This window comes from Pseudomonas sp. GM55 (assembly GCF_000282395.1).
Taxonomy (GTDB): domain Bacteria; phylum Pseudomonadota; class Gammaproteobacteria; order Pseudomonadales; family Pseudomonadaceae; genus Aquipseudomonas; species Aquipseudomonas fluorescens_CC.
This window is the reverse complement of record NZ_AKJJ01000032.1, coordinates 1-24,612: the sequence shown is the minus strand read 5'-3', so window position 1 is coordinate 24,612 and position 24,612 is coordinate 1. Positions and strand designations below refer to the sequence as shown.

General features: G+C 60.6%; 19 protein-coding genes, 1 tRNA gene and 2 pseudogenes. 10 read left to right on the top strand and 12 right to left on the bottom strand.

Features of this window, described 5'->3' with window-relative positions:
* Positions 1–3 precede the first annotated feature (3 nt).
* Together PMI31_RS04910 and PMI31_RS04905 are read left to right on the top strand one after the other, a co-directional pair.
* Positions 4–1,458 carry an amidase gene (locus PMI31_RS04910; protein ID WP_008016602.1) on the top strand — a complete coding sequence of 485 codons (1,455 nt, stop codon included), beginning with the start codon at positions 4–6 and terminating at the stop codon, positions 1,456–1,458.
* 87 nt (positions 1,459–1,545) lie between these two features.
* Positions 1,546–1,622: transfer RNA gene (locus tag PMI31_RS04905), tRNA-Met, on the top strand.
* Between the two features lie 99 nt (positions 1,623–1,721).
* Here the strand turns inward: PMI31_RS04905 and PMI31_RS04900 are convergent.
* Positions 1,722–2,831, bottom strand: a complete 1,110-nt coding sequence (locus PMI31_RS04900) for a DUF2817 domain-containing protein (protein ID WP_008016600.1) — start codon at positions 2,829–2,831, stop codon at positions 1,722–1,724.
* 166 nt (positions 2,832–2,997) lie between these two features.
* Between PMI31_RS04900 and ggt the strand changes: the two genes are divergently transcribed.
* Entirely contained in the window at positions 2,998–4,830 is a 1,833-nt protein-coding gene (gene ggt / locus PMI31_RS04895) for a gamma-glutamyltransferase (RefSeq protein WP_008016599.1), read from the top strand.
* 78 nt (positions 4,831–4,908) lie between these two features.
* Here the strand turns inward: ggt and ddlA are convergent, their stop codons facing one another.
* The 5 genes and pseudogenes from ddlA to PMI31_RS04875 all read right to left on the bottom strand — a co-directional run bounded on the left by ddlA (position 4,909) and on the right by PMI31_RS04875 (position 9,502).
* Positions 4,909–6,003, bottom strand: coding sequence for a D-alanine--D-alanine ligase (gene ddlA, locus PMI31_RS04890; protein ID WP_008016598.1), 1,095 nt, complete (start codon positions 6,001–6,003; stop codon positions 4,909–4,911).
* A gap of 47 nt (positions 6,004–6,050) precedes the next feature.
* Positions 6,051–6,650 carry a flavin reductase family protein gene (locus PMI31_RS04885; protein ID WP_008016597.1) on the bottom strand — a complete coding sequence of 200 codons (600 nt, stop codon included), beginning with the start codon at positions 6,648–6,650 and terminating at the stop codon, positions 6,051–6,053.
* A 106-nt stretch (positions 6,651–6,756) separates the two neighbouring features.
* Positions 6,757–7,194, bottom strand: a pseudogene (locus tag PMI31_RS31790) (methyl-accepting chemotaxis protein); the annotation flags it as partial.
* A 150-nt stretch (positions 7,195–7,344) separates the two neighbouring features.
* Positions 7,345–7,983 (bottom strand): annotated as a pseudogene (locus PMI31_RS31785) (PAS domain-containing protein); the annotation flags it as partial.
* A 208-nt stretch (positions 7,984–8,191) separates the two neighbouring features.
* On the bottom strand, positions 8,192–9,502 hold the full coding sequence (locus PMI31_RS04875; RefSeq protein WP_008016594.1) for an MFS transporter: 1,311 nt from the start codon (positions 9,500–9,502) through the stop codon (positions 8,192–8,194).
* 201 nt (positions 9,503–9,703) lie between these two features.
* Here PMI31_RS04875 and PMI31_RS04870 point away from each other — a divergent pair, with 201 nt between their 5' ends.
* From PMI31_RS04870 to PMI31_RS04860, 3 genes are all read left to right on the top strand, one after another.
* Entirely contained in the window at positions 9,704–11,122 is a 1,419-nt protein-coding gene (locus PMI31_RS04870) for a short-chain fatty acid transporter (protein WP_008016592.1), read from the top strand.
* Positions 11,123–11,217: 95 nt separating this feature from the next.
* On the top strand, positions 11,218–12,390 hold the full coding sequence (locus tag PMI31_RS04865) for a hypothetical protein (protein ID WP_008016590.1): 1,173 nt from the start codon (positions 11,218–11,220) through the stop codon (positions 12,388–12,390).
* A gap of 144 nt (positions 12,391–12,534) precedes the next feature.
* Positions 12,535–13,059, top strand: coding sequence for a hypothetical protein (locus PMI31_RS04860; protein ID WP_008016589.1), 525 nt, complete (start codon positions 12,535–12,537; stop codon positions 13,057–13,059).
* Between the two features lie 6 nt (positions 13,060–13,065).
* On the opposite strand, the gene can is transcribed toward PMI31_RS04860, so the two are convergent.
* Positions 13,066–13,710 (bottom strand): carbonate dehydratase, encoded by a 645-nt coding sequence (can, locus tag PMI31_RS04855; RefSeq protein ID WP_008016588.1) that lies wholly within the window; start codon positions 13,708–13,710, stop codon positions 13,066–13,068.
* 141 nt (positions 13,711–13,851) lie between these two features.
* Between can and PMI31_RS04850 the strand changes: the two genes are divergently transcribed.
* Positions 13,852–14,256, top strand: a complete 405-nt coding sequence (locus PMI31_RS04850) for a hypothetical protein (RefSeq protein ID WP_008016587.1) — start codon at positions 13,852–13,854, stop codon at positions 14,254–14,256.
* A gap of 126 nt (positions 14,257–14,382) precedes the next feature.
* Here the strand turns inward: PMI31_RS04850 and rimI are convergent, their stop codons facing one another.
* Together rimI and PMI31_RS04840 are read right to left on the bottom strand one after the other, a co-directional pair.
* Positions 14,383–14,835 carry a ribosomal protein S18-alanine N-acetyltransferase gene (gene rimI, locus PMI31_RS04845; protein WP_007981794.1) on the bottom strand — a complete coding sequence of 151 codons (453 nt, stop codon included), beginning with the start codon at positions 14,833–14,835 and terminating at the stop codon, positions 14,383–14,385.
* Positions 14,828–15,574 (bottom strand): hypothetical protein, encoded by a 747-nt coding sequence (locus PMI31_RS04840; protein ID WP_008016586.1) that lies wholly within the window; start codon positions 15,572–15,574, stop codon positions 14,828–14,830. The genes rimI and PMI31_RS04840 overlap by 8 nt, the downstream gene beginning before the upstream one ends.
* A 219-nt stretch (positions 15,575–15,793) precedes the next feature.
* Between PMI31_RS04840 and mksB the strand changes: the two genes are divergently transcribed.
* From mksB to mksF, 3 genes are read left to right on the top strand one after another with little or no spacing between them, the layout of a single operon-like run.
* The gene (gene mksB / locus PMI31_RS04835; protein ID WP_008016585.1) at positions 15,794–17,074 is read left to right on the top strand and encodes an Mks condensin complex protein MksB; all 1,281 of its coding nucleotides are present in this window, start codon (positions 15,794–15,796) and stop codon (positions 17,072–17,074) included.
* Positions 17,064–17,765, top strand: a complete 702-nt coding sequence (gene mksE, locus PMI31_RS04830; RefSeq protein ID WP_008016584.1) for an Mks condensin complex protein MksE — start codon at positions 17,064–17,066, stop codon at positions 17,763–17,765. Before mksB ends, mksE begins: the two co-directional genes overlap by 11 nt.
* On the top strand, positions 17,762–20,602 hold the full coding sequence (gene mksF, locus PMI31_RS04825; protein ID WP_008016583.1) for an Mks condensin complex protein MksF: 2,841 nt from the start codon (positions 17,762–17,764) through the stop codon (positions 20,600–20,602). Before mksE ends, mksF begins: the two co-directional genes overlap by 4 nt.
* A gap of 231 nt (positions 20,603–20,833) precedes the next feature.
* On the opposite strand, the gene PMI31_RS04820 is transcribed toward mksF, so the two are convergent.
* From PMI31_RS04820 to PMI31_RS04810, 3 genes are read right to left on the bottom strand one after another with little or no spacing between them, the layout of a single operon-like run.
* Complete coding sequence (locus tag PMI31_RS04820; protein WP_008016581.1) at positions 20,834–23,137, bottom strand: PqiB family protein; 2,304 nt, start codon at positions 23,135–23,137, stop codon at positions 20,834–20,836.
* Complete coding sequence (locus PMI31_RS04815) at positions 23,130–23,753, bottom strand: paraquat-inducible protein A (RefSeq protein ID WP_008016580.1); 624 nt, start codon at positions 23,751–23,753, stop codon at positions 23,130–23,132. Before PMI31_RS04815 ends, PMI31_RS04820 begins: the two co-directional genes overlap by 8 nt.
* Positions 23,740–24,399 (bottom strand): paraquat-inducible protein A, encoded by a 660-nt coding sequence (locus PMI31_RS04810; RefSeq protein WP_008016579.1) that lies wholly within the window; start codon positions 24,397–24,399, stop codon positions 23,740–23,742. The genes PMI31_RS04815 and PMI31_RS04810 overlap by 14 nt, the downstream gene beginning before the upstream one ends.
* Between the last annotated feature and the right edge of the window lie 213 nt (positions 24,400–24,612).

Sequence of the window (24,612 nt, the reverse complement as noted above, 5' to 3'; positions counted from 1 at the left end):
GCAATGAACTCTAATAACATCAGCGAACTGGTCCTGTTGCAGGCCCACGAGCTCGCCGAACGCATCCGCCTGCGCCAGGTTTCCTGCCGGGAAGTGATGCAGACTTATCTTGCCCATATCGAATGCTTCAATCCGCAGGTCAATGCCCTGGTGAGCCTGCAAGCACCGGAGGACCTGCTGGCCCAGGCGGATATCCGCGACGCGGAGCTCGCCAGCGGCCAATACCGTGGCTGGATGCACGGCCTGCCCCATGCCATCAAGGACCTGTCCCTGACCCGCGGCATCCGCACCACGCTGGGTTCGCCGCTGTACAAGGACTTCATCCCCGAGCGCGACGGCATCATGGTCGAGCGGATCAAGGCCGCCGGCGCGATCATCATCGGCAAGAGCAACACTCCGGAATTCGGCCTCGGCTCGCAAAGCTATAACCCGCTGTTCGGCGCGACCGGTTGCGCCTACGACCCGAGCAAGACCGCTGGTGGCAGCAGCGGTGGCGCGGCGGCGGCGCTGGCCATGCACCTGGTGCCGGTGGCCGATGGCAGCGACATGATGGGCTCGCTGCGTAACCCGGCCGCGTTCAACAACATCTTCGGCTTCCGTCCGTCCCAGGGCCGCGTGCCCTTCGATGACAGTGCCGACCTGTTTATCGACCAACTCGGCTACGAAGGCCCCATGGCTCGCAGCGTGCGCGATGCGGCGTTGCTGCTGTCGGTTCAGGCCGGGGCCGACGCGCGGGCGCCACTGTCGATTGCCGAGTCCGGCAACGCCTTTGCGGCACCGCTGGAGCGAGACTTCAAAGGCACTCGTCTGGGCTGGCTCGGCGACTTCAACGGCTACCTGCCGATGGAAAAAGGCATCCTCTCGCTGTGCGAAAAGGCCTTCGGCGATTTCGAAAGCCTTGGTTGCCATATCGAGCCCGTACAGTCCGAATTCGCGCCAGAGAAGCTGTGGAGCAGTTGGCGGACATTGCGTCACTGGATGATCGCCGGCTCGTTGGGCGCGACCTATGCCGACCCGCAAAAGCGTGCACTATTGAAACCGGAAGCCTGCTGGGAAGTGGAAAACGGCCTGAAACTCTCGGCCACCGACGTGTTTGCCGCGTCGGTGATGCGCAGCGACTGGTATCGGGCGATTTCCAGGCTGTTCGAAAGATACGACTACCTGCTGCTGCCCAGCGCCCAGGTATTCCCCTTCGACAAAACCCAAGCGTGGCCCGCCGCCATCGAAGGCGTGACCATGGACACCTACCACCGCTGGATGGAGGTGGTGATTCCCGGCACCTTGTCCGGCTGCCCGGTGGCCAGCGTACAGGTCGGCTTCAACGCCAGCGGCCTGCCCATGGGCCTGCAAATCATCGGCAGACACCAGGCCGACTTCGCTGTCCTGCAACTGGCGCACGCGTACGAACAGGCCAGCCGCTGGTTCCAGCGCTGCCCTTCACCCTTGCTCAGAGGATAGATTTTGATAAACGGTTGAAAGCGCAGAGAAATATTTTAGATTTATGCTTGACGCATCCCCATTACCGGTGAATAATGCGCGCCACTTGGCTACATAGCTCAGTTGGTTAGAGCATAGCATTCATAATGCTGGGGTCCGGGGTTCAAGTCCCTGTGTAGCCACCAAGTACTAAAAACGGCTTACCGAAAGGTAGGCCGTTTTTTTATGCCTTGAAAAAAATACGCTGCGGTTACAGGAAACCCTGAACCGCATGCGCGCGTCGATCAGACGCCAATGGTCGGCAATGCAGACAACGCCCGCTCCCAGATCTGCCACGTGCGCAACCAGACCATCGCCTGCCAATCGCTATCTGCCGGATAGAACTGCTCCAGCAGATTCAACTTGATCCCGCGCCCCGTTGCGTCGCTCGGGTTGCCATGCAAATGCAGCCAGTGGTCATCGCGCAGATGCCGGTGAACGTCCGGCCCGGGATAGGTCCCGCACTCGATGACAAAAGGCATCAGCCGTACCTGCGGCAGCGCATCGATCAACGCCTGCGAGGTATAGCCGGTGGCCGTCGCGGCCACGCCGGTTTCGCTGACAGTCTCGGCGCCGGTTTGCAGGCTGTAGAGCCACGGGCCGTAAATCGCCTGCGCATCCGCCAGCGCCGGATAGGCGGACTCGGTGATGGTCAGCAACATCGGATGACCGTACTCGCCCGCACCGGTGTGCAAGTCGAAACACATGGCGACCTCGGCATGGCTCACGTGCTTTTGCAGGATTTGGTGCAGCGTGCGGTTCGACCAGCTCGGTGCCAGCCCGCCGTAAAACAGGCCATCGGGATGAGCGTGCTGACCGCCCTCGACAATCGACATCACCGCCGGCCAGCCATGCAGGCGAATCTGCTCGTCAAGCAAGGCATCGGCACGCTCACGCTGCGGGCCGTACAACTGCGGGCAGGCATAGATTTCATGCAGGGCGTTGTACGCCTGATTGTCTGGCAGCGGACGCTGGAAGTTCAGGTGATTACGGTTCAGGTCGATGTTGTCTTCGTTGACCCGGCGCAACCACGCCATGCCCCAAGGGTTGATGGCATGGATCATGACCACGGCGACATCCGCTGGCAGGGAACGCCTGCCCAACTCCTGCAGCCATTTGATCTGGCACCCCGAGCCATAGAAGCCTTCAACCCCATGGGTGCCGCTCAGCGCAATCAACAGGCGCCTGGCGCCCGGATCACCGAGCACCGCCACATCGGTACTCAGCGATTCGCCGAACGGTCCTTTGAGCGGGTGTGGATACTCCGTCAGCGTCGCGCCTGCCGTAGTTGCTGCGGCCAGGAACTGTTCACGCTGGGTACGATAGCCGGGCTGGGTGGGGAACTCGGTTTGCATGTCTGCCTCTTGTTGATTTTCTGGCCTGCCTGTTGGCAACGACCCTACAGAAAATCCTGTCGTTGATGAAGGACTAAAACGTCAATGCAGCCGGAGCTGGTTTGCGTCCCTTCCAGTCGGCCGATAAAGTCCACTGATCGTAGATCCAACGGACGGAGTGCCCCACGTGTTTTCAGCCATCCCTTTTCGCCGCTATCACCTGCCAGCCCTGGTTCTGCTCGCCAGTGCCCTGACCCTGGCCGCGTGCCACAACGCTTCGGTACCGACATTACCGCTCGCTCCGGAAAGCGCTTCCGGGTTCCGCACCGACTTGCGTACCCAGCACGCCGACAAATACATGGCAGCGGCGGCCAATCCGCTGGCGGCCGAAGCCGGGCGGGAGATGCTGCGCCGGGGCGGCTCGGCCATCGATGCCGCGATTGCGATGCAAGCGGTGTTGACGCTGGTCGAACCACAGTCTTCGGGCATCGGCGGCGGCGCATTGATCGTACTCTGGGATGGCAAAGCCGTGCGCACCTACGACGGACGTGAATCCGCCCCGGCCGGCGCCACCGAGAAGCTTTTCCTGCAAGCCAACGGACAACCGATGGGGTTTACCCAGGCACAGATCGGTGGTCGTTCGGTGGGCACGCCGGGCGTACTGCGCGCCCTCGAACTGGCCCATCAAAAACATGGGCGCCTGCCCTGGGCGCAGCTGTTTGAACCGGCCATCCAGCTCGCCGAGCAAGGCTTCGCCATTTCGCCACGTCTGCACCAGTTGATCGCCGCGGACTCATCCATGCCGCGCTCAGCGGAAATGATGGCTTACTTCCGTAATGCCGATGGCAGCCCGAAAGCCGTTGGCACAATCCTGAAGAACCCGGCGCTGGCCGCCGTGTTCCAACGCATCGCCCATGAAGGCCCCGATGCCCTATACAAAGGCCCGGTCGCCGAGGAAATCGCGGCCAAAGTTCAAGGGCACGCCAACCCCGGCAGCTTGTCCTTGACCGACCTCGCCAACTATCAGGCCAAGGAACGCGCACCGCTGTGTACCGACTACAAGCGCTGGCAAGTCTGCGGCATGCCGCCGCCGTCGTCGGGCGGGATCGCCGTGGCGCAGATTCTCGGCACGCTGCAAGCCCTGGAGGCTCGCGACAAGCGCTTGGCGCTGGCGCCGCTGAAACCGCTCAAAACCACCACCCCGGCCGGCATCGAACCCGCCCCGCAAGCCGTGCACCTGATCTCGGAAGCCGAACGCCTGGCCTACGCCGACCGAGCACAGTACGTCGCCGATACCGACTTCGTGCCCGTGCCGGTCAAGGGCCTGGTCGACCCGGCTTACCTCACCAGCCGCGCCGCCCTGATTGGCGAACGCAGCATGGGCACGGCCAAGCCCGGCACCCCGCCGGGCATCCGGGTGGCCTACGCGCCGGACCGTTCGCCGCTGCGGATTTCCACCTCGCAAGTGGTGGCCGTCGATGACGCAGGCGGTGCCGTATCGATGACCACCACCATCGAGTCGGCGTTCGGCTCCCACATCATGGTTCAGGGGTTCATGCTCAACAATGAGATGACCGACTTCTCGTTCATTCCCGAGGAGAACGGGCAGAAAGTCGCCAACCGCGTCGAACCCGGCAAACGCCCGCGCTCATCCATGGCCCCGACCCTGATCTTCGACCGCCAGAGCGGCGAATTCCTCGCCACTGTAGGCTCCCCCGGTGGCTCGCAAATCATCGAGTACGTCGCCAAATCCACCATCGGCCTGCTCGACTGGAACCTCGACGCACAAGCCGCCATCAACCTGCCCAACTTCGGCAGCCGCAACGGCCCGACCGAACTGGAACAGGGACAGTTCAGCCCCGCGCTGATTCAAGCGCTGAAAGACAAAGGGCATAGCGTGAGCGAAATCGACATGACCAGCGGCACCCAGGCGATTGTTCGGGTCAAGGACGCCCAAGGCAAAGCATCGCTGACGGGAGGTGCCGACCCGCGGCGCGAGGGGCAAGCGTTGGGGGATTGAGTCGTACGCAGGTGTGAGAAAGGGCTTACCAGTGGGTAGGCCCTTTTGTTTATGAGCAAGCGAAAATCAGCAGCGCACTTATCGACTGATCTTCAACCCCTGCCGAACCTGATGCTTCTCCAGCGCCAGCTCGATCAGTCGCGTCACCAGTTCGCTGTAGGTCATGCCGGTGGCCTGCCACAGTTTCGGGTACATGCTGATGCGGGTGAAGCCGGGCAGCGAGTTGATTTCGTTAATCAACACTTCGCCGCCGTCGGTCAGGAACACATCGACGCGAGCCAGGCCGGAACAGCCCAGTACCTGGAACGCTTCGACGGCCAGGGCGCGGATCCGCTCGCTGGCCTCGACGCTGATATTGGCCGGCACCACCACTTCAGCCGCCTTGTCGTCGATGTACTTGCTGTCGTAGGAATAGAACCCGCTGTGCACCACGATCTCGCCACAGCCACTGGCGACGGCCTCTTCATTGCCGAGCACTGCGCATTCAATCTCGCGACCGTTGACGGCAGACTCGATCAACACCTTGGTATCGAAACTTAACGCCAGCTCCACGGCAGCGGCGTACTCGACCTCATCGGTGACCTTGCTCACGCCCACGGAGGAGCCCTGGTTCGCCGGTTTGACGAACAGCGGCAAGCCCAGCTTGCCCTGCACCTCGGCAAACCCGGTGCGAGCCACCGTGGCGCGGGTCAATGTCACGAACGGCGTCACGGCCAGGCCGGCATCGCGCAGCAGGCGCTTGCTGATGTCCTTGTCCATACACACGGCAGAGCCGAGCACATCGGAGCCGACAAACGGCAAATCGGCCATGCGCAGCAAGCCTTGCAGGCAACCATCTTCGCCGAGGGTGCCGTGGACAATCGGGAAGATCACATCGACGTGGCCGAGCATTTCCTGGCTGGTAGTTTCCACCAGTTGCTGGCTGGCCTTACCCGGCACCACGGCCAGTTCACGATTGGACTGGTTGAGGGCGATCAGCGCCGGGTTTTCCTGGTTCAGCAAAAAATTGGAAGGATCGTTGAGGTGCCAGTGGCCTTGTTTGTCGATGCCGATCAGCACCGGTTCGAAGCGAGAGCGATCCAGCGCATCGACGATGTTTTTCGCCGATTGCAGCGACACCTCATGTTCGGCCGAACGGCCCCCAAAGATTATCCCTACACGCAGTTTTCTCATCGCCTGGCCTCTTGGTGAATGTGCTTACAACTCGAATAGTCGAAACCTTAAGGCTGCAAGGTCCTGCCGTCCACCGGGTCACCAATGGTCAAGAAGTGCCCGCCTGCCACGTGGTGCAAGGTGCGCAACGCATTCTGCCCTTCGAAGTGCCAGCGGCCTTCGCTGAACACGCGTTCGTCAGCCTGGGCGGCAATCACTTCGGCCAGAAACAGATCGTACTGCTGGTGATTGTTCGGCTCCGGCAACAGGCGACATTCCAGCCAGGCCACGCAGCCTTCGAGCATCGGCGCATCGACCGCCTGGCCGGCGAACGTCTGCAAGTCGTAGGTTTCAAACTTGTCGCGTCCCTGGCCCTGGGTCAGTTCCAGGCCGGAGGTCGAACCGACGGTTTGCACAATGTCAGCCTGGGCAGCACAAGGAACGTTCAGCACAAACGTGCCCGAGGCTTCCAGCAACTGGCGAGTCCAGGTGGACTTGTCCAGCACCACGGCAATTTTCGGCGGCTCGAAATCCAGCGGCATGGCCCAGGCTGCCGCCATGATATTGCGCTGACCACCGTGGGCTGCGCTGACCAGCACGGTCGGGCCGTGATTGAGCAGACGATAAGCCTTGGACAAGGGAACCGGACGGCGGTGGGAAACGCTCATGGAAGTCTGCTCCTGGGGGAAAGAGCCGATTGTAACGGGATAAAACCAGCTGAAATGAAAAGATCGCCGATGGCGATCTTTTCAGGCTTCGAGCTGAACGCTGGACTCAACTCGCCAACTGGTTGGCAAACTGCCCCACCGCATCGACCACTTTCTGCGCGCCGTCCTGGATCTCGACAATCACCGTACCTGCCTCCGCCGCCAGCGCCAGGCCCTGTTCGGCCTGAAGCTTGCCGTCGGTCATCAGCGCCACGGCGTTGCGCGCCATTTCCTGGTTCTGCCGCACCACGAGGACAATTTCGTCGGTGGCCTGGCTGGTCCGCGAAGCCAGTTGTCGGACTTCATCCGCCACCACGGCGAACCCTCGACCCTGTTCGCCCGCACGCGCCGCTTCGATGGCCGCGTTGAGCGCCAGCAGATTAGTCTGCTCGGCGATGCCGCTGATGGTCTTGACGATGGTACCGATCACCAGCGACTGCTCGTTCAGGGCTTCGATGCCATCGCCAGCGGTTTGCATATGCCTGGCCAAGTCACGCATCACGTCCACGGCCTGAGTCACCACGGCATTACCGCGCTGGGCGCTTTGGTCGGTTTGCTGCGAAGTGCTGTAGGCGATGTTGGCGGCCTCGGCGACGGCTTGCTCCTGATTGATCTGATCGGTAATCACCGTGGCGAACTTCACCACTTTGTAGAGATTGTTGTTGGCATCGGCCACCGGGTTGTAGGAAGCCTCCAGCCAGACCGTACGACCGTGGCTATCGACACGCTTGAAACGGCCAGCGACGTATTCACCCGAGTTCAGGCGACGCCAGAAGTTCTGGTACTCGGCACTGTTGTACTCTTCAGGCAGGCAAAAGGTGCGGTGATGTTTGCCCTTGATCTGCGCCAGGCTGCAACCCATGCCGCTGAGGAAGCGGTCGTTGGCGGTCAGCACGTTGCCGTTGAGGTCGAATTCGATCACTGCCGTGGAGCGAACCAGTGCGCCGATCAGGTTCTCGTGTTCGCGGGAGGCCTCGATGGTGCGGGTCAGGTCGCTGGAGAAGATCGAAAATTGCTTGATCCGCCCATCTGCCGAGCGCACCGGTTGCAGGATCGACCGCAACCACGCTTCCTGGCCGGTACCGCGCAACAGGCGCACCGCGCCAGCGAAGTGCTCGCCACGGGTCAGCGCGTTCTTGAAACGCAACTGGAATTCATCGGATTTGACGTGATCCGGGACGAAGTCGTCGATGTGTCGGCCGATCAGGTCGGCACTCTTGTAGTGCATCTCGCCAAGGAAGTTCTGGTTGACCGACTGAACCCGCCCGTCGCTGTCGAGGGTCAACACCAGCATCTCGCTTTCCAGACTTTCCTTCACTTGCTGGAGGCTGGAGAGTTCTTCACGAAGAGCCGACAGCTCCTGCTTCAAGCGTTTATTGAACATGGGAAAGCACCGATGGACAGGGGTAGAAAGCGATATGCAGCCTAACCATCGGCCTTGGAAACATTTTCTTAAGCGTGCTTCAGGCTTGTCCTGCAAAAAATAGTTACGACATACCCGATCAATGCGCGCCAGCGGCAGAACAGCCGGCGATTCTCGGCATCCGCACACCGAAGTACGCCGCACTGCCCACACCCACCGCCCCCATCACTGCACTGAACATCACACAGATCCATGGGCTCCACGGCATCAGACCGATCAACAACAGCGGTGTGATGCTCGCCCACGCGGCGTAGGCAATGTTGTAGGTGAACGAGATGCCCGAGACACGAATTCGCGCCGGGAACAGACTGACCATCACCGATGGCACCGCGCCGACCACCCCGCAGGCCAGCCCTGCCACGGCATAGGCCAGGCCGATCCAGTCGCCGCCCATGATCAGGCAGGCATACAGCACGCCGATGCCCAGCGGCAGCAGCAGGCTATAGAGCATCACCGTGCGCCAGGCGCCGATGCGGTCGACCAGCAGCCCGGCAAGTACGCAGCCGATGTTCAGGAACACGATGCCCAGCGCGCTCAAGGCGAAGGTATGGCTGGCGGTCATGCCAAAGGTTTTCTGCATCATGGTCGGGGTGATGACCACGAACACCACTACGGCCGAGGTCAGCACACAGGTGAGAATCATCGCCGGCAAAATGGCCAGGCGATGCTCGCGCAAGACCGTGCGCAGCGGCAGTTCGCCGGCCGCTTCGCGTTGCGCCTGCATGGCCATGAACACCGGGGTTTCGCTGAGCCAGCGACGCAGCCACACGCCAATCACCCCAAACACGCCGCCGAGCAGGAACGGGTAACGCCAGGCGTAATCGAGGATTTCCGCTGGAGTGAATGCCTGCGCCAGGAAGGTCGCGGTCAATGCACCGATCAAATAGCCGAAGGTCAGCCCCGCCTGCAGGAAACCCAGGGCATAACCACGATGGGCGATGGGCGCGTGCTCGGCGACGAATACCCAGGCACTGGGCACCTCGCCGCCCACCGCCGCGCCCTGGAGGATGCGCAGGGCCAACAGCAGCAACGGTGCGAAATAGCCAATTTGCGCGTAGGTCGGCATGATCCCGATCAGCAGGCAGGGCAACGCCATCATCAGGATGCTCAGGCTGAAGACTTTCTTGCGCCCCAGGCGGTCGGCGAAGTGCGCCATCAGGATGCCGCCCAACGGTCGCGCCAGGTAACCGGTGACGAAGATCCCGAAGCTTTGCAGCAGGCGCAGCCACTCGGGCATTTCCGGCGGGAAGAACAACTGACTGAGGGTCAGGGCGAAAAACACGAAGATGATGAAATCGTAGATTTCCAGTGCCCCGCCGAGGGCGGCGAGCCCCAGGGTCTTGTAGTCCGAGCGGCTGAACGGCGCCGGGCGCGAATCGGTGTTAGTCATGAAAAGAACTCTGGCACAGGCAAAAACCAAGGCGCCCATGGTCTACGCAAATGCACCGGCGAACAACCCGTTAGACCAAAGTCCCATAGCCACGAAACAGCCCCACAAAAATCCTCGGCTTGAATTAAGGTTGGCGCCTGTCCAGACGGGCCGCTGCTGCCCCGAAGACCACAACAATCATAAAAATCCGAGGTACCCTCCGTGGCCGCCAAGATCGAAGATAGCCGCTCCGCCCGCTTTGCCCTGCACTGCTCAAGTTTTGCCGAACGCTGGTTCCCCGACTCCTGGGTGTTTGCCGCCCTGGCGGTGATTATCGTGGCCCTGGCCACCATGGCGATGGGAGCCAAACCCACCGATGCCGCCATGGCCTTTGGTGATGGCTTCTGGAGCCTGATCCCCTTCACCATGCAGATGGCCTTCGTGGTGATCGGCGGTTATGTGGTCGCCAGTTCGCCGCCAGCGGTGAAGCTGATCGATCGCCTGGCGAAAATCCCGAAAAACGGCCGCTCTGCCGTGGCCTGGGTCGCCCTGATTTCCATGGTCGCGTCGCTGCTGAACTGGGGGCTGTCGCTTGTCTTCGGCGGCCTGCTGGTGCGCGCCCTCGCCCGTCGTACCGATCTGAAAATGGACTATCGCGCCGCCGGTGCCGCCGCCTATCTGGGTCTCGGTGCCGTGTGGGCATTGGGCCTGTCGTCGTCGGCCGCACAGTTGCAGGCCAACCCGGCGAGCCTGCCGCCATCGATTCTGTCGATCACCGGGGTGATTCCATTCACCCAGACAATCTTTCTCTGGCAGTCCGGCGTGATGTTGCTGGCCTTGATCGTCATCTCGCTGATCATTGCCTACGCGACTGCCCCCGGCCCGAATTCGGCGCGTGACGCCAAGGCCTGTGGCGTCGACCCGAGTTTCAACCTGCCGCCGCTGCAACCGCGCACCCGTCCCGGCGAATGGCTGGAATACAGCCCACTGCTGATGATCCTGCTGGTGCTGCTGGCCGGTGGCTGGCTGTTCCACGAGTTCTCGACCAAACCGGCGATCAGTGCGATTTCCGGGCTGAACACCTACAACTTCCTGTTCATCATGCTCGGCGCCCTGCTGCACTGGCGCCCACGCAGCTTTCTTGACGCCGTGGCCCGTGCGGTGCCGACCACCACCGGCGTGTTGATCCAGTTCCCGCTGTACGGCTCGATCGCCGCACTGATGACCACGGTCAAAGGCGCCGATGCGCAGACCCTGGCGCACCACATCTCGACCTTTTTCGTCAGCATTGCCTCCCACGACACCTATGCCCTGCTGATGGGCGTGTACTCGGCGATCCTCGGCTTCTTCATTCCGTCCGGTGGCGGCAAGTGGATCATCGAAGCACCGTACGTGATGCAGGTGGCCAACGATCTGAACTATCACCTGGGTTGGGCTGTGCAGATCTACAACGCCGCCGAAGCCTTGCCGAACCTGATCAACCCGTTCTACATGCTGCCGTTGCTGGGCGTGCTGGGGTTGAAGGCCCGGGACCTGATCGGCTTTTCCTTCGTGCAGTTGCTGGTGCACACGCCACTGGTGCTAGTGTTGTTGTGGGCACTGGGGACGACGCTGGCGTATTTGCCGCCGGTCATGCCGTAACCATGAAAAAGGGCCGGTATTGATATCGGCCCTTTTTGTTCCGCCCCGTCTGTTTCAGTATCTGTTGGTCTTAATACGCTGAAAAGGATCTGAGCATGTTCAAACTCGCGGCACTCACCCTCGCAGCCCTCACCCTGAGCACCACCGCCCACGCCGATGCCAATTTGAAGCTCGGCACTACCGAACGCGTTACCCGCCTCTTCGCCTACCCCAACAATTGCAACGTGATCTGCTTTCGCAACTGGACGCTTGAGCAAACCGTCGAGCATTACCTGACCCAGAGCGTGCAGCGCGATGGCTACGGCGACGCGAAGGTTCTGGTCAAAACCGACAATGGTCAGCTGCACGCAGAAATCATCGGCGTGCCCAATGGCTATGAAAAACCTTTGGCAGCACTGCTCGATGCCGGTGACCTGGCCTATAACGGAGCCAGCAAACTGAATGCCGACGGCAAGTGGGCGTATAGCTGGTACCTGTTCCTGCCGCTGGGCATGGCCCTGGAGAACCGCAAAAGTGTCGAGCTGTTGCACTTCCCGCCTGACTATTCGTTGACTCAGGCTCAGGATTACCTGAAGTCCGCCACTACGGATCGCTGGGCCACGCTGCTCACCGCCAACGGCATCCCGGCCGAGCAGACGCCAGCCTTTCAGACCATTGTCGACATCGCCCCTATCGCCGCCCCATCCAACGCAGGCAAAGACCTGGAGGGCGTCTACAGCTACTTCAACGACTACCAGACCACCATGGTCAAGAATGTCAGCCTGCACTCCAGCGGTGAAACATTGCCGATGGTCGCCTTCGGCGCACCGGTGCGTAACTGGATCAAACAACAATACGGCTCGACCGTGAACGTGCTGGGTCTGGCGACAATCAGCCCGAGTGACGGGATGAAAGTGCGGGTGCTGGGTTCCAACCACCCGAGCTACATCTGGTACGCCGCCGACCCGGCGAACTATTCCGGCAACGATGCCAAGGCCAAGGCCGATGCGGCGGGCCTGAAAGTCATGGGCCAGGATTTGAGCGCTGCGTGCTGGCAGGCCGTCATGGGCCGCCAACCGGACAGCAATGCTGATGTCGAGCTGAAAACCTGCACTCAAACCTGGCAAGTGGCCGAGAAAGAAAAAACCTGCGAGCTGTTCTACACCTCGATTCGCGACCTGACGCCTGGCCAGGCAGCGGCCAAATGCTCGACGGCAGCGATTCAGTTGCAGCTCAAACAGCTCAAGGCGCCAGTGCCAGCCACTGCCCTGCCCGCTCCACCGTTTTAAACCGATTGCGGGCAGTCGACCTGTCAGTTATAACAGTAGACCTCTCGCGATTTCTGCGAGAGGCTTGGGCCGTACCCACGTGCTGCAGGACTGACAGGATCGTCAGCCGATGGAAGTCGCAGCACCCAGCCGACAAGGATCGTTATGAGCGCTCACGCCCTTCAAGGAAAATATCCACAACCACCGCAAGGTGTTTACCCCTTTTCGAAGCTGCCCGTTCGCATGGGATTTCCGTCCCTGGCCGACTTCGAGATCATTGAAAACGCCAACGGCCAGGCCACTGCCATTGCGGTACGACGCGAATTCCCGCGAATCACCCGTATCTGCCGGGCGTCGGGGCATTTGCTGCCCTATCGCTGCCGCCATACCCGCCAGCTCGCGCCGGGCGTGCATGTCTATGACCCGCGCTTCTGCGGACTGCTGCGACACTCCTGCGACCCCAATGTCTTTCTCGACATGAGCGAGTTGTGGTTATGGGCGCTGAAGGACATCAGCAAAGGTGACTGGCTGACCATGGACTTCGCCGCCACCGAAGACAAACTGCAACGCCAGTTCGCCTGCCAGTGCGGCTCATACGATTGCCGTGGCTGGATTACCGGCTACGACGAATCGCCGAACGCCGACGGCCAGGCGTTTCTGCAACACTGGCGTCGGCGAAGCCGCGATTGACGGGCTTTATTGTGGATCGATCGGACGCAGGCGGTACTGCGGCGGCAATTGCTCGAAGCCGCTGATGGTGGTGTTCAGGCTTTTCCAGCGACCGTCCTTGATGCCGTAGATGCAACCGTGGATCGACAGGCTCTGCCCGCGGTGCCAGGCATTTTGCACAATGCTGGTATGGGCGACGTTGGCCACTTGCTGAATCACGTTGAGTTCGCAGAGGCGGTCGACCTGTTCCTCTTCGGTGGCCAGTTTGGCAAGTTCTTCGCGCTTCTCGTAGTAGAGATCGCGAATCGAACGCAGCCAGCCGTCGATCAGGCCGAACTGGCGATCCTGCATCGAGGCGCGCACGCCGCCGCAGCCATAGTGGCCGGTGACGAGGATGTGCTTGACCTTGAGCACGTCGACTGCGTACTGAATCACCGACAGGCAGTTAAGGTCGGTGTGCAGCACGACGTTGGCCACATTACGGTGTACGAACAGATCGCCGGGCAGCATGCCGACGATCTCGTTGGCCGGCACCCGGGCATCGGAACAGCCGATCCACAGGTACTCAGGCGTTTGCTGGCGGGCCAGTTTGGCGAAGAAATCCGGGTCTTCCTTGGTGATCGCGTCAGCCCAACGCTCGTTGTTATCAATCAGGTCTTGTAAGTCGTGCATGCTGTAAGGCCTCAAGAAAGATGCGCTGCTTTGACAGACGACCGCCCGTCGGGGTCACGCAAGAACCGCAAGTGTTTTCGTTGGAATTCTCGTGTGTCCGGTGAGTCCACCCTAGTAAGGCCCACAGTATGAGGAATTGCCATGACTGATTCACGACGTCCGTACGATGCGGTGCAACCGGAGCCCATCGATGATAACGAAGACCGCATGGGTTCGGTGCATGAGCTGGATTTCGACAAAGAAGAACCCGGCGCCAGGATCGGTGATGAATTACCGGAGAACCAGCGTGGGCAGCATATGCTCCATCAGCGCGCGCTTGAAGCGGCCATGACCGGCGTCTCGACCGATGACCATGAACCCACTGACGACGACATGAGCCCGGAAACCCTGATTCTTGAAGATGGCGCGCGGGATGCCCGCGAAGCCGGTGAAGGTCATCAGGCGGATTGGGACTTGAGCGTTGTCGATGAGGACGACATTGGTGGCGGCAATGGTCTGGATGAGGCAGAGCTGGCGCGGCAGGATCCGATGGACAAAAAGCGTTGATTTTCAGTGCCTGAAAGAATGCCTTCGCGGGCAAGCCCGTTCCCACAGGGTTCAGTGTCGTATACAAGATTACGGTGCGACACAAAACCTTTTGGGAGCGAGCCTGCTCGCGATGCTTTTGAAGCCTTAGTCCACCAAAGTACAGGCCATGACCACCGCATCTTCGCGCCCACCCACCGCCGGGTAGTAATCGCGCCGACGACCGATTTCGTTGAAGCCATAGCGTTCATACAACTTGAACGCTGCGGTATTGCTGTCGCGCACTTCCAGGAAACACTCCCGGGCGTCGGCCTTGTAGGCAATCGACATCAAATGTTCAAGCAAAGTCAGCCCCAGGCCACGGCCCTGGTTTTCCGGCTTGACCGTAATGTTCAGCAGGTGCGCCTCGTCGAGGATGATCTGCACCACACCGTGGCCCACCTGTTGCTGACCTTCGAACATCAGCCAGATCTGATACTTGCCCAGGCCATCGAGGAAAATCCCGCGAGTCCACGGGTGGCTGTAGGCCGCGTATTCGATTTTCAGTACAGCTTCCAGGTCTGCCTCGGTCATCGGGCGAAACGATACAGCGTCACTCATTCGATTCTTTCCAGCGCGCCATCAGCCGACGCATGGCTTGCCAGACATCAGCCTTACGCTGTGGCTCTTCCATTAATAATTCCAGGCCCGGCACCGCCCAGGCCGCGCCCAGTCCTTCAATCTGCAACTCGCGATTGAACGCCCCGGCATCCGCTTCACCGGCAAACCGCACCGCGGGCAGGCCAATCAGCCACAAGCAGGCGAATGGCGTTTCTTCCATCCGCACAGAAAGGAAACCCTGTACGAAGTCCCGTGCGGCTTCCGGCCCCTGATCCATCGTGCCACGCACCAGCAACGGCCAGCGTACCGGTTCACCGACGATCTGCGGGCTGTCCGGCAGACCGGCGGCGCGCAACATGTCCTTGAGCAGCAGGTAGGCAGGATCACGAGTCTGGAAGGATTCGCCTGTGGGTAACTCCACCAGCAGCAGGCAGCGCCCGGCCCGCAGCAATTGCAGGGCGAAACGCGGGGGCGGCACGACTGGCGCCTTGACCACGACGGGCGCCTCTTCGGCCTCTTCCACCGGTTTGGCACCGGTGCGCGTGCTTGCCAGCGACGGCCGCGGCACCTCGATCTTCGCCCGCTCGGCCGGTTTGACCACCGGTGCTACGGGCGTTTCAGCCACGACAGCCGGCACGACAGGCGCGACCATAACCGGCTCGGGCATCTCCAGCAGTTCGGGCCGCGACGGCGCAGCAAAGGGCAATTCGGTGCGCGGCAGCCAGTTGACCACCTGCATGGCGGCCAGATAAGCGCGACGACGGGACTCGATAAGCAAAGGTCGGCCACTTGTGGATAACTAAAGTGCGCTGATTCTACCGCCGTTCGCTGAAGATCGCCCGCAGTTGATCGATGCACCTTACCGAAAAGAAGGCGACAGTCCGTCCCGAGAGTGAATCGCATTGCCCCCGATGCAGTACAATCGCGGCTTTTAATCGCCAACCAGCCGGCCATTCCGATGATCGAACCCAAGCGCGTCTTGCGCGCCCTCGCTGAACACTGGGCACTTCTGGAGCCACTGTGCGAGCACTTCGACCAAGGCACACTGAGCCTGAACGAACTGCGCACGCAACTGGCCGCCCAGCAACTCGACAGTACGCCGCAGGACATTACCAGCCTGCTCGACGTGTGGATTCGCCTCGACATCCTGGTTCCCGTGGCCAAAAGCCCGAACCGTTTCGAGCTCAATGCGCAGATTCACGACTTCCTCGCCTATCTGCGCCGTGAACACCGTCTGGGCCTGTGCCTGGAGATCGAAGCCTACCTGCGCCATCTGGAGCGTCTGGCCGGCTATATCCAGGACGCGTTCGATATCCGCGACGGCAATGACCTCGCCCGCCAGTTGCGCCTGCTCGACATGCGCGTGCGTGACGTGCTGAAAAAACTCGATAACGACGAACAGGCACTGGTGGCCGTCGCCGAACGGGCGAAAACCAGCGACCGGCAGATTCCGTTGCGCCAGCGTTACGCTGAAGTGCTGGCGACCTGGGATGAATACGTCGAGCCGATGATTGATCTGGTGAATGCCGACGGCGCCTTCGAACAAGGCGTGCGCAAGGTCGAAACCGTTCTGCTGAAGATGCTCAGCGAACAGCAACGCCTCGGCCACCTGGTCGACGACGACATGCTGCTGCGCACCCACGCGCGCATCCTCGAAATGCAGACCAGCGCCCAGCTGACCCTGCGTCATGCCCGCGAACTGCTGTTGCCGCTGCGTGAAGAAGCCCGCCGGCACAACGCCGTGACCCGTGGCGCGGCACTGGCCTTGTCGATGATCCGTCGCAAGGGCCTCGACGCGGTGCCACAAGCGGCAATGCCGATGTTCACCCGCCCGCAAAGCACCTTCCTGGGCAGTGCCAGTCAGGTCGAGGCCTACGTTTATGCCCTGGCGCGTTTCGAACCGAAACCGGCGCGTTTCCCCAAGGCGCACAAGACCCACAAGGGCGGCGATGCACCACGGGCGCCGCGCACGGTTCGGGAAATGCTCGAACGCTGCGAAGACGCCTTGCCGATGCCGGACCTGATGACCTGGCTGCTGGAGCAGGAACCGGACGGCGCCACCGACGAATTGCTGTACTGGTTCTCGCGCCTGTCGCGGGAAAAACGCTTCACTCGCGAGCGTCTGGAACGTCGCGAATACCATACTCACGAGCATCAGGTCAGCCTGCGCTCCTTCGCCCTGCTCTCGGTCAGCGATGACGCCGCCGAGAATTCTGCGAGCATCCCAAATGCATCTTGATCTTTCCGAACTGTCCCAACTGGCGCCGATCTTTCGCGAGCTGTTCAAGGGTTACCACGTCAGCCGCCGCGATCCGGAGCTGTACGCACAATTGTCGAACTTCCAGGACCAGTACCGCACGCTGTTCAAGGCCCTGGGCTTTGAACTGGTCTGCGACACCCGCGGCTTCTACTACTTTGTGCCGGACCTCGCGGCAGCGGCAGTGAACAAGACCGCCCAGCGTCTGGCGCTGTTCACCTTCATCCTCGTCGAGCACCTGGCCGATCAGGGCCGCGATCCGATCGCCGTGCTCGACGGCGGCAGCCTGGGGCGTGATGAATTGCCGTCGCTGCTGGAGAAATACCGCGACCTGTTCATCCAGGCCGAAGTACAGACCCAGGACGAACTGGAAGAAAAGATCATGCGCCGCATGACCCAGCTCGGTTTCGCCAGCGAAGAAAACGGCGTCTACCGTTTCCTGCCGCCGATGCACCGCTTCCTCGATGTGTGCCTGTCGGTGCAGCAGGACCGCGATCTGGCCGCCAGCCTGCACAGCGTCCTGCCATTGCCGGTACCGGTGCTGATCGACGAAGACAGCGACGAAAAACTGCTGCAGACCGACGACCCGCTCGACTTGGCGGAGTTTGCAGATGAAAGCGAAGAAGACGCCCTGGCCCGCGCCATCGCCGAAGAACAGGAGCTCGACGCATGAGCAAGGAACGTTACGGCATCCGCCGCTTTGCCCTTTTGAACACCGCCGGCTACAGCCTTGGCCTGTTCCCGCTGGAAGAACCACTGTCGGTGTACGGCGCAAACAACCTCGGTAAATCCGCCTCGATCAACGCCTTGCAGTTCCCGATCCTGGCGCGCATGTCGGACATGAGCTTCGGCAAGTACAGCCTGGAACAATCCCGGCGCTTCTACTTCGCCTCGGACACCAGCTACATCCTGGTCGAAGTGAACCTGCCCCACGGCCCCCATGTGATCGGTGTGGTCGGTCGCGGCCCGGGCGGTGGTTTCGGTCACCAGTTCTTTGCCTACGCCGGCAAACTGGACCTGGCCCACTACCAGAAGAACGACACCTGCCTGCGCCAGAAAGAACTGTTCACCAACCTTGAACGCGAAGGCCTGAAGGCCTACGAACTCAAGCCGGATGAACTGCGCCGTTTGCTGGTCGGTGGCCACACCTCGATCCCGCTGGACCTGACGCTGATCCCGCTGCGCTCCACCAGCGAGCAAAGCCTGAAGACCTTCCGCGCGCTGTTCATCAACCTGCTGCACATGCGCGAAATCACCGCAGCCAAGCTCAAGCAACTGTTCCTCGATGCCTTCGAGCACAGCCTGCGCTCCGGCAGTGTCGATTACATTGCCGCGTGCGAAGAAGCGTTCCGCGATGTACGACGCATGGAGCAGGACTACAACTCGCTGGTGGCCGCAGGCCCCTTGGTCGAAGCCCTGGCCAACGGCGTGAAGCAACGCGACATCCTGCGCGGCAAACTGCACCGGATCTCACCCCTGCTCGACTCCTTGCTCGGCACCTGGTCGGACTACGCCAGTGCGCGCAAAGAGGAGCTGACCATTCAGGCCGAACACTACCGCAACGAGCAGGATGCCCTGCAAAACGACCAGCGCGGAGGCACTCAGGAACTGATGCGCCTGGAGCGGGAAATCACCGGCATCCAGCGCTGGCTCGGCGAATTGTCCGTACTCAAGCATCGCTTTGCCCTGGTCGATGACGTCAAGGTGCTGGAACAGCAACTGCTGGCCGCCAAGGACGCCCACGACGAACTGGCCGGTGCGCTGGCACAGTCCCGCCAGTTCAGCGCCGAAGACCTGGACGAGCGCCTGCGCGACCTGGAAAAACGCCTGAAGTCGGTCAAGCAGCAACTCGATCACGCCGATAACAACAGCTACGCCCGCCTGCGCGAAGAATTTTCGCAGCAAGACGTCGAACGTCTGATGCGCCTGTTCAACAGCGCACTGTTCAGCCTGCCGCTGGGTGAACACGGCATCACCCTTGACGACGACGGCGAGTGGGTCAAATCCGTGGAGCTGATCCTCGACGGTTTCAAAGGCGAACGCTTCGAAGTACCGGGTCTGTCCATCGACATCTCGCACATCGAACCACCGGCGTTGCAGGCTCTGGCCGACCGCGCAGCCCTGCGCGACCAGAAAGAACGCCTGGAAAAAGAACTCAAGCAACTGAAAACTCAAGCTGCCGTGGCTGCCGACCGCGCCGCGAGCAAGACCCAGACCGAAGTGCTGTACCAGCAAGTGCTGGATGCGCAGAAAGCCCTGGAAGATTTCCGTCGCGCGCAAACCCTGAGCGCCGAAGAAGGCGACAAGCTGGAACAGATGGCACAGATGGAAGCCGCGCAGGAAGAATTGAAGCGTTCCAGCGATGCCTTTACCGAGCGCGTCCAGCAACTGTCGGCCAAGCTGCAACTGGTCGGCCGGCAGATCGGCGACATGGAGGCCAAGCAACGCACCCTCGACGACGCCCTGCGCCGCCGTCAGTTGTTGCCGGCAGACCTGCCGTTCGGCACACCGTTCATGGACCCGATCGACGATTCCATGGACAACCTGCTGCCGCTGCTCAATGACTATCAGGACAGCTGGCAAGGCCTGCTGCGGGCCGATGGCCAGATCGAAGCGCTGTACGCCCAGGTGCGCCTCAAGGGCGTGGCCAAGTTCGACAGCGAAGACGATATGGAGCGTCGCCTGCAACTGTTGATCAACGCCTATGCGCACCGTACCGACGAAGCCCTGACCCTGGGCAAGGCTCGCCGTGCCGCGGTGACGGACATCGCCCGGACCCTGCGCAACATCCGCAGCGACTACGACAGCCTCGAACACCAGCTGGCACTGTTCAACCGCGAGATCAACAAACGCCAGGTCTCCAACCTGCAGAGCTTCCGCATCGTGCTCGCGCCGAACAAGGAAGCGCTCAAGCACATCGACCAGATCATCCACAGCGCCGGCCAGTATGAGGAAGGCGAAACCCTGTCGGTCTTCGACCTCAGCCAAAGTGCCGAGCAGGACAACAAGAACGAAGAGGCCAAGGAATACCTGGCGCGGCTGGTGGCCGCCAACCACAACCAGCTCGGCCTCAAGGACTTGTTCGAACTGGCGTTCGAGATCACCAAGGTCAACGGCCAACCGGTGATCCACACCGACATCGACGGCGCGGCGTCCAACGGCACCACCATGACCATCAAGGCCCTGACCAACATGTACTTGTTGCTGCACTTGATGGACCGTGACCAGGCCGGTCGTGTGCGCCTGCCGTACTACCTCGACGAGGCGGCGGACATCGATGAGAAAAACCAGGCCGCCTTGCTGGAAACCAGCCTGCAACTGGGCTTCGTACCGATCCTGGCGAGCGTGAAGCCGCAGGTCTGCGCCAGTGTCGCCATCGACCTGGAAGGCGGCAGCGGGCCGAACGGGATCTACATCGATGAAGCGGACTGGAAGTACATCCGTCGTCATGACCAGGTGAAGGCGACGAGCAACGAGCAAGCGGATGAACCGGAGCTGGACGCGGTCTGACGCTTGAGTCGAAGGCAATGAAAAAGGCCGCGATCCAATGGATCGCGGCCTTTTTGTGGGCACTACTGAAGACTTTCAGTGAGTTTCAGGGCCTCTTCGTCGGAACGCCGCCCGGGGCAAGCCCGCTCCCACAGGAGATTGGGTGTACACAATATTTGTGACCAACCAAGAACCCTGTGGGAGCGGGCTTGCCCGCGAAGGCGTCATCACTGACGCCACATAACCCTCAGACTATTTACCGAGGGAAATCTTCGGCGCCCAGGTCAACCACTCATCCTCGAACTTGTCGAACAGCGCGAACGTCTGCTCCGGTTGCGCCGGGCCGCCCATGCGCTCGCCGTCCGGCGTGGCAAAGGCGACACCGCCCTGAATCATCGTCTCCAGGGACTCAGTACGCACCGTTGCCCCCCTGAACAGACCGACATCGAAGTCGAATCCGCTGGTGTTCCAGAACCGGGTGCCGCTGCGTACCAGTGGCGCGTACTTCGGCTCAATCAGAATATGGATCAGGACACGATCAGCTGTCTGACCCAACTCATAACCCGTCACCTTGCCCACTGTGATTTCGCGATACGTCACCGGCACTCCGGCCTTCAGCGAACCGCGACGGGCAGCGCTCAGCACCAGGCTCAATCCCGCTTCCTGCTTGGCCGTTTCCGGCACAGTGGCCAAAGCCACAAAGTTCTTCTGCGGCCCCAAATTCTTCGGCGCCGGTTGCACCTCGATATATTGCCCGGTCACCAGGGTTTCGAGGTTGGAGGTCTTGATCAACCCCAGCTCAGGCTTGACCACCCAGAACTGACTACCGACCCGGGCGATGCGCTCCGGCACTTCCGTAATCCGCGCGGTCAGCAGCACCGATTGCAGGTCCTCGCTGAGATCAACGCCTTCCACCTTGCCGACATCCAGGCCCTTGAAACGAATCGGAGTGCCGGTACGCAAGCCATCCGCACGATCCAGCCTGATGGTGATGACTTCGCCTTTTTGCGTGGCGTCGTCATGGCTGGCGAACAAGCGGAAGCGTGGAATGCGCTTCTGTAGCGGCGCCTTGGCTTCCGGGGTTTCAAACGCAATACCGCCGGCCATCAAGCTTTGCAGCGATTCACTTTTGACTTGAATCCCACCGGTCAGTCCGCCCGTGAGCGTGATGCCGCTGGCATTCCAGAAACGTGTCGAGGCGTTGACCAGATCCTCGTATTCTTTCTCGATGTGCACGCCGATGATCAACTGCTTCTTGGTTCGCGAGAACTGATAGCTCTGTACCGAACCGACCTTGACCTGCTTGTAGAGAACCGGACTGCCGACTTCCAGCGAACCAAGGTTTTCAGTGAACAACACCAGGTGCAGGCCCGGCGCGCGCAGATCCAGCGGTGGTGCCTTCGGCCGCGCCACGAATTCGCGTTGCGGTGCGGAGCCCTTGTCGCCAGGACGCACAGCGATGTAGTTGCCTTTGACCAGCGCTTCCAGGCCGGTAATCCCCGCCAGGGAAATCGACGGTTTGACCACCCAGAATTGCGTACCCTCCACCAGGTAATCTTCGGCCAACGGGTCCATCGTCAATTCGGCGGTGGCCCCGGACAGATCGGGATCGACCTTCAGCGCCTTGAGATTGCCGACCTGAATGCCTTTGTACATCACCGGCGTACGACCGGCCTGCAAGCCTTCGAAGTCGCTGAGCTTGACCTTGACCCGGATACCGGCCGCCGCCGCATCGAAGTCTTCATAGAGCCTGAACGGCAGGCTTGGATCGGTAGGCGGGCTGTCCTTGCGGTTTTCAGGCGTAGCGAACGCAATACCCCCGGCGACGATGCTGGCCAACGACTCGCTGCGCACTTTCACACCGGACAGATTGGCATCGATGCTAATGCCGCTGGCGTTCCAGAAGCGTGTGTGTTTGCGCACCAGTTTGGCGTAGGTCGGTTCAATGAAAACCTTGAGCTCAACAGTGCTCTGATCTTCGGAGAGTACGTAGCTCTTGATCTGCCCGACCTTGATCTGTTTGTAGAACACCGGGCTGCCACGGTTCAACGAACCCAGGCGATCAGCCTTGATGGTCAGGTGCAGACCCGGTTGGGCATCGGAGAGCGGTGGCTCCTGTGCCAGGGCCTTGAACTTGCGAACCGGTTCACCCTCGCCCGGACTGATTGCAACGTAGTTACCCGAAACCAGCGTCTCGAGGCCCGTAATACCGGCCAGCGTCACGCTCGGCTTGACCAGCCAGAAACGCGTGCTGGTTCGCAGGTATTGCTCTACGTCCTTGTTCATTTCGATGCTGGCAATCACGCCTTTGGAACTGCCCTCGTCATCGAGCTTGAGGCTTTTGACCTTGCCGACCGACATGCCCTTGTAGACGACTTCCGTCTTGTTGGCCTGAATGCCTTCACCGCTTTCAAAGCGCACCTGAATCTCGATGCCATTCTCGTTGTAAGCACGCCAGCCAAGCCAGCCACCGATGATCAAGGCGATCAGGGGCAACACCCAAATGGCAGACCAGTTGGAGGCCGGTCGGGTTTTCGCTACGGGCAAATCAGTCATGGTCGTCGTCCGACTCCGTGTTATCCCAAATCAGTCGGGGATCGAAAGTTACGGCGGCAAGCATCGTCAGAATCACCACAGTGGCGAAAGCGATGGCGCCAAGATTGGCTTCAATGCTGGCAAGCCGTCCAAAATTGACGACCGCCACCAGGATGGCGATCACAAAGATATCGAGCATCGACCAGCGGCCGATGAACTCGATGAAGCGGTACATCCAGATACGCTGGCGAGCCGAAAGGGGTTGACGACGCTGCACGGAAAACAGCAGCAAGGCGATGCCGACCAGCTTGAAGGTGGGCACTATGATACTGGCGATAAACACCACGGCCGCAATGGGGAACATGCCGTAGTGAATCAACTCGATCACACCGGCCATGATCGTGCTGGGCGCACCTTTGCCCAAGGAGTTCACGGTCATGATCGGCAACAAATTGGCCGGTATGTAGAGAATGGCGGCGGTAATCAGCAATGCCCAGGTCCGTACCAGGCTGTTCGGGCTGCGGGCATGCACCAGCGCTCCGCAGCGCGTACAGACTTGCTCATCGGTATCAGCTTCCTGCCTGTTCAATTCATGACATTCCTTGCAAATCAGAATGCCTGCATCAATCGCCCGCATGGGCATCCTCTCCTGATAACGCTTGCCAGATCTGGTGAGGCGACATCACGACTTCCAGCCAGACCTGAATCAACAACAATCCAATGAAGCACGCCAGGCCGAGGCCTACGGTGATTGCTGCCATATCTGCCAGCTTGACGATCGCTACGAGAACGCCCATGAAGTAAACCTCGAGCATCCCCCATTCGCGTATATGGTGATAAATGCGATAGAGCAACAAGCCGTAGCTGCGTCCGACATCAAAACGGATACTCAACAATACGGCCAATTGGCACAGTAGCTTGAGCAGCGGAATCCCCATGCTGCACAGGAACACGATCGCTGAAACGCTTTGCATGCCTGTGTCAAAAAGCGCGACAACACCGCTCCAGACCGTGTCTTGCGAAGATTGCCCGAGCAGATTGAGTTGCATGATGGGTAAAAAGTTCGCCGGAATAAACAACAACAGGGCGGCGATAACCAGGGCAAGGCTGCGCTGTACGACGTTGTAGCGATTGGCATAAAGCTCGTAGCCACAGCGCGGGCACAGGGCTTTTTCGCCATGGGCGAGTTCTGGCTTACGCATGAGCAGGTCGCACTCATGACAGGCAACCAGATTGTCTAGCGGTAATTCTGACAGCCCTTGGGCGTCAACCGGATCCGGCATAAAGGCTCTGAGTCTGAAAAAGTTGGCCCTATTCTAGTGCCATGAACTGAAAATAACTGTGCAAAATGTGCAACAGCCAGCCCTGTTTTTTCACGCACAAAAACAAAACCCCTACCTGCGTACGCAGATAGGGGTTTCGGAATTTAATCTTGACGATGACCTACTCTCACATGGGGAAACCCCACACTACCATCGGCGATGCATCGTTTCACT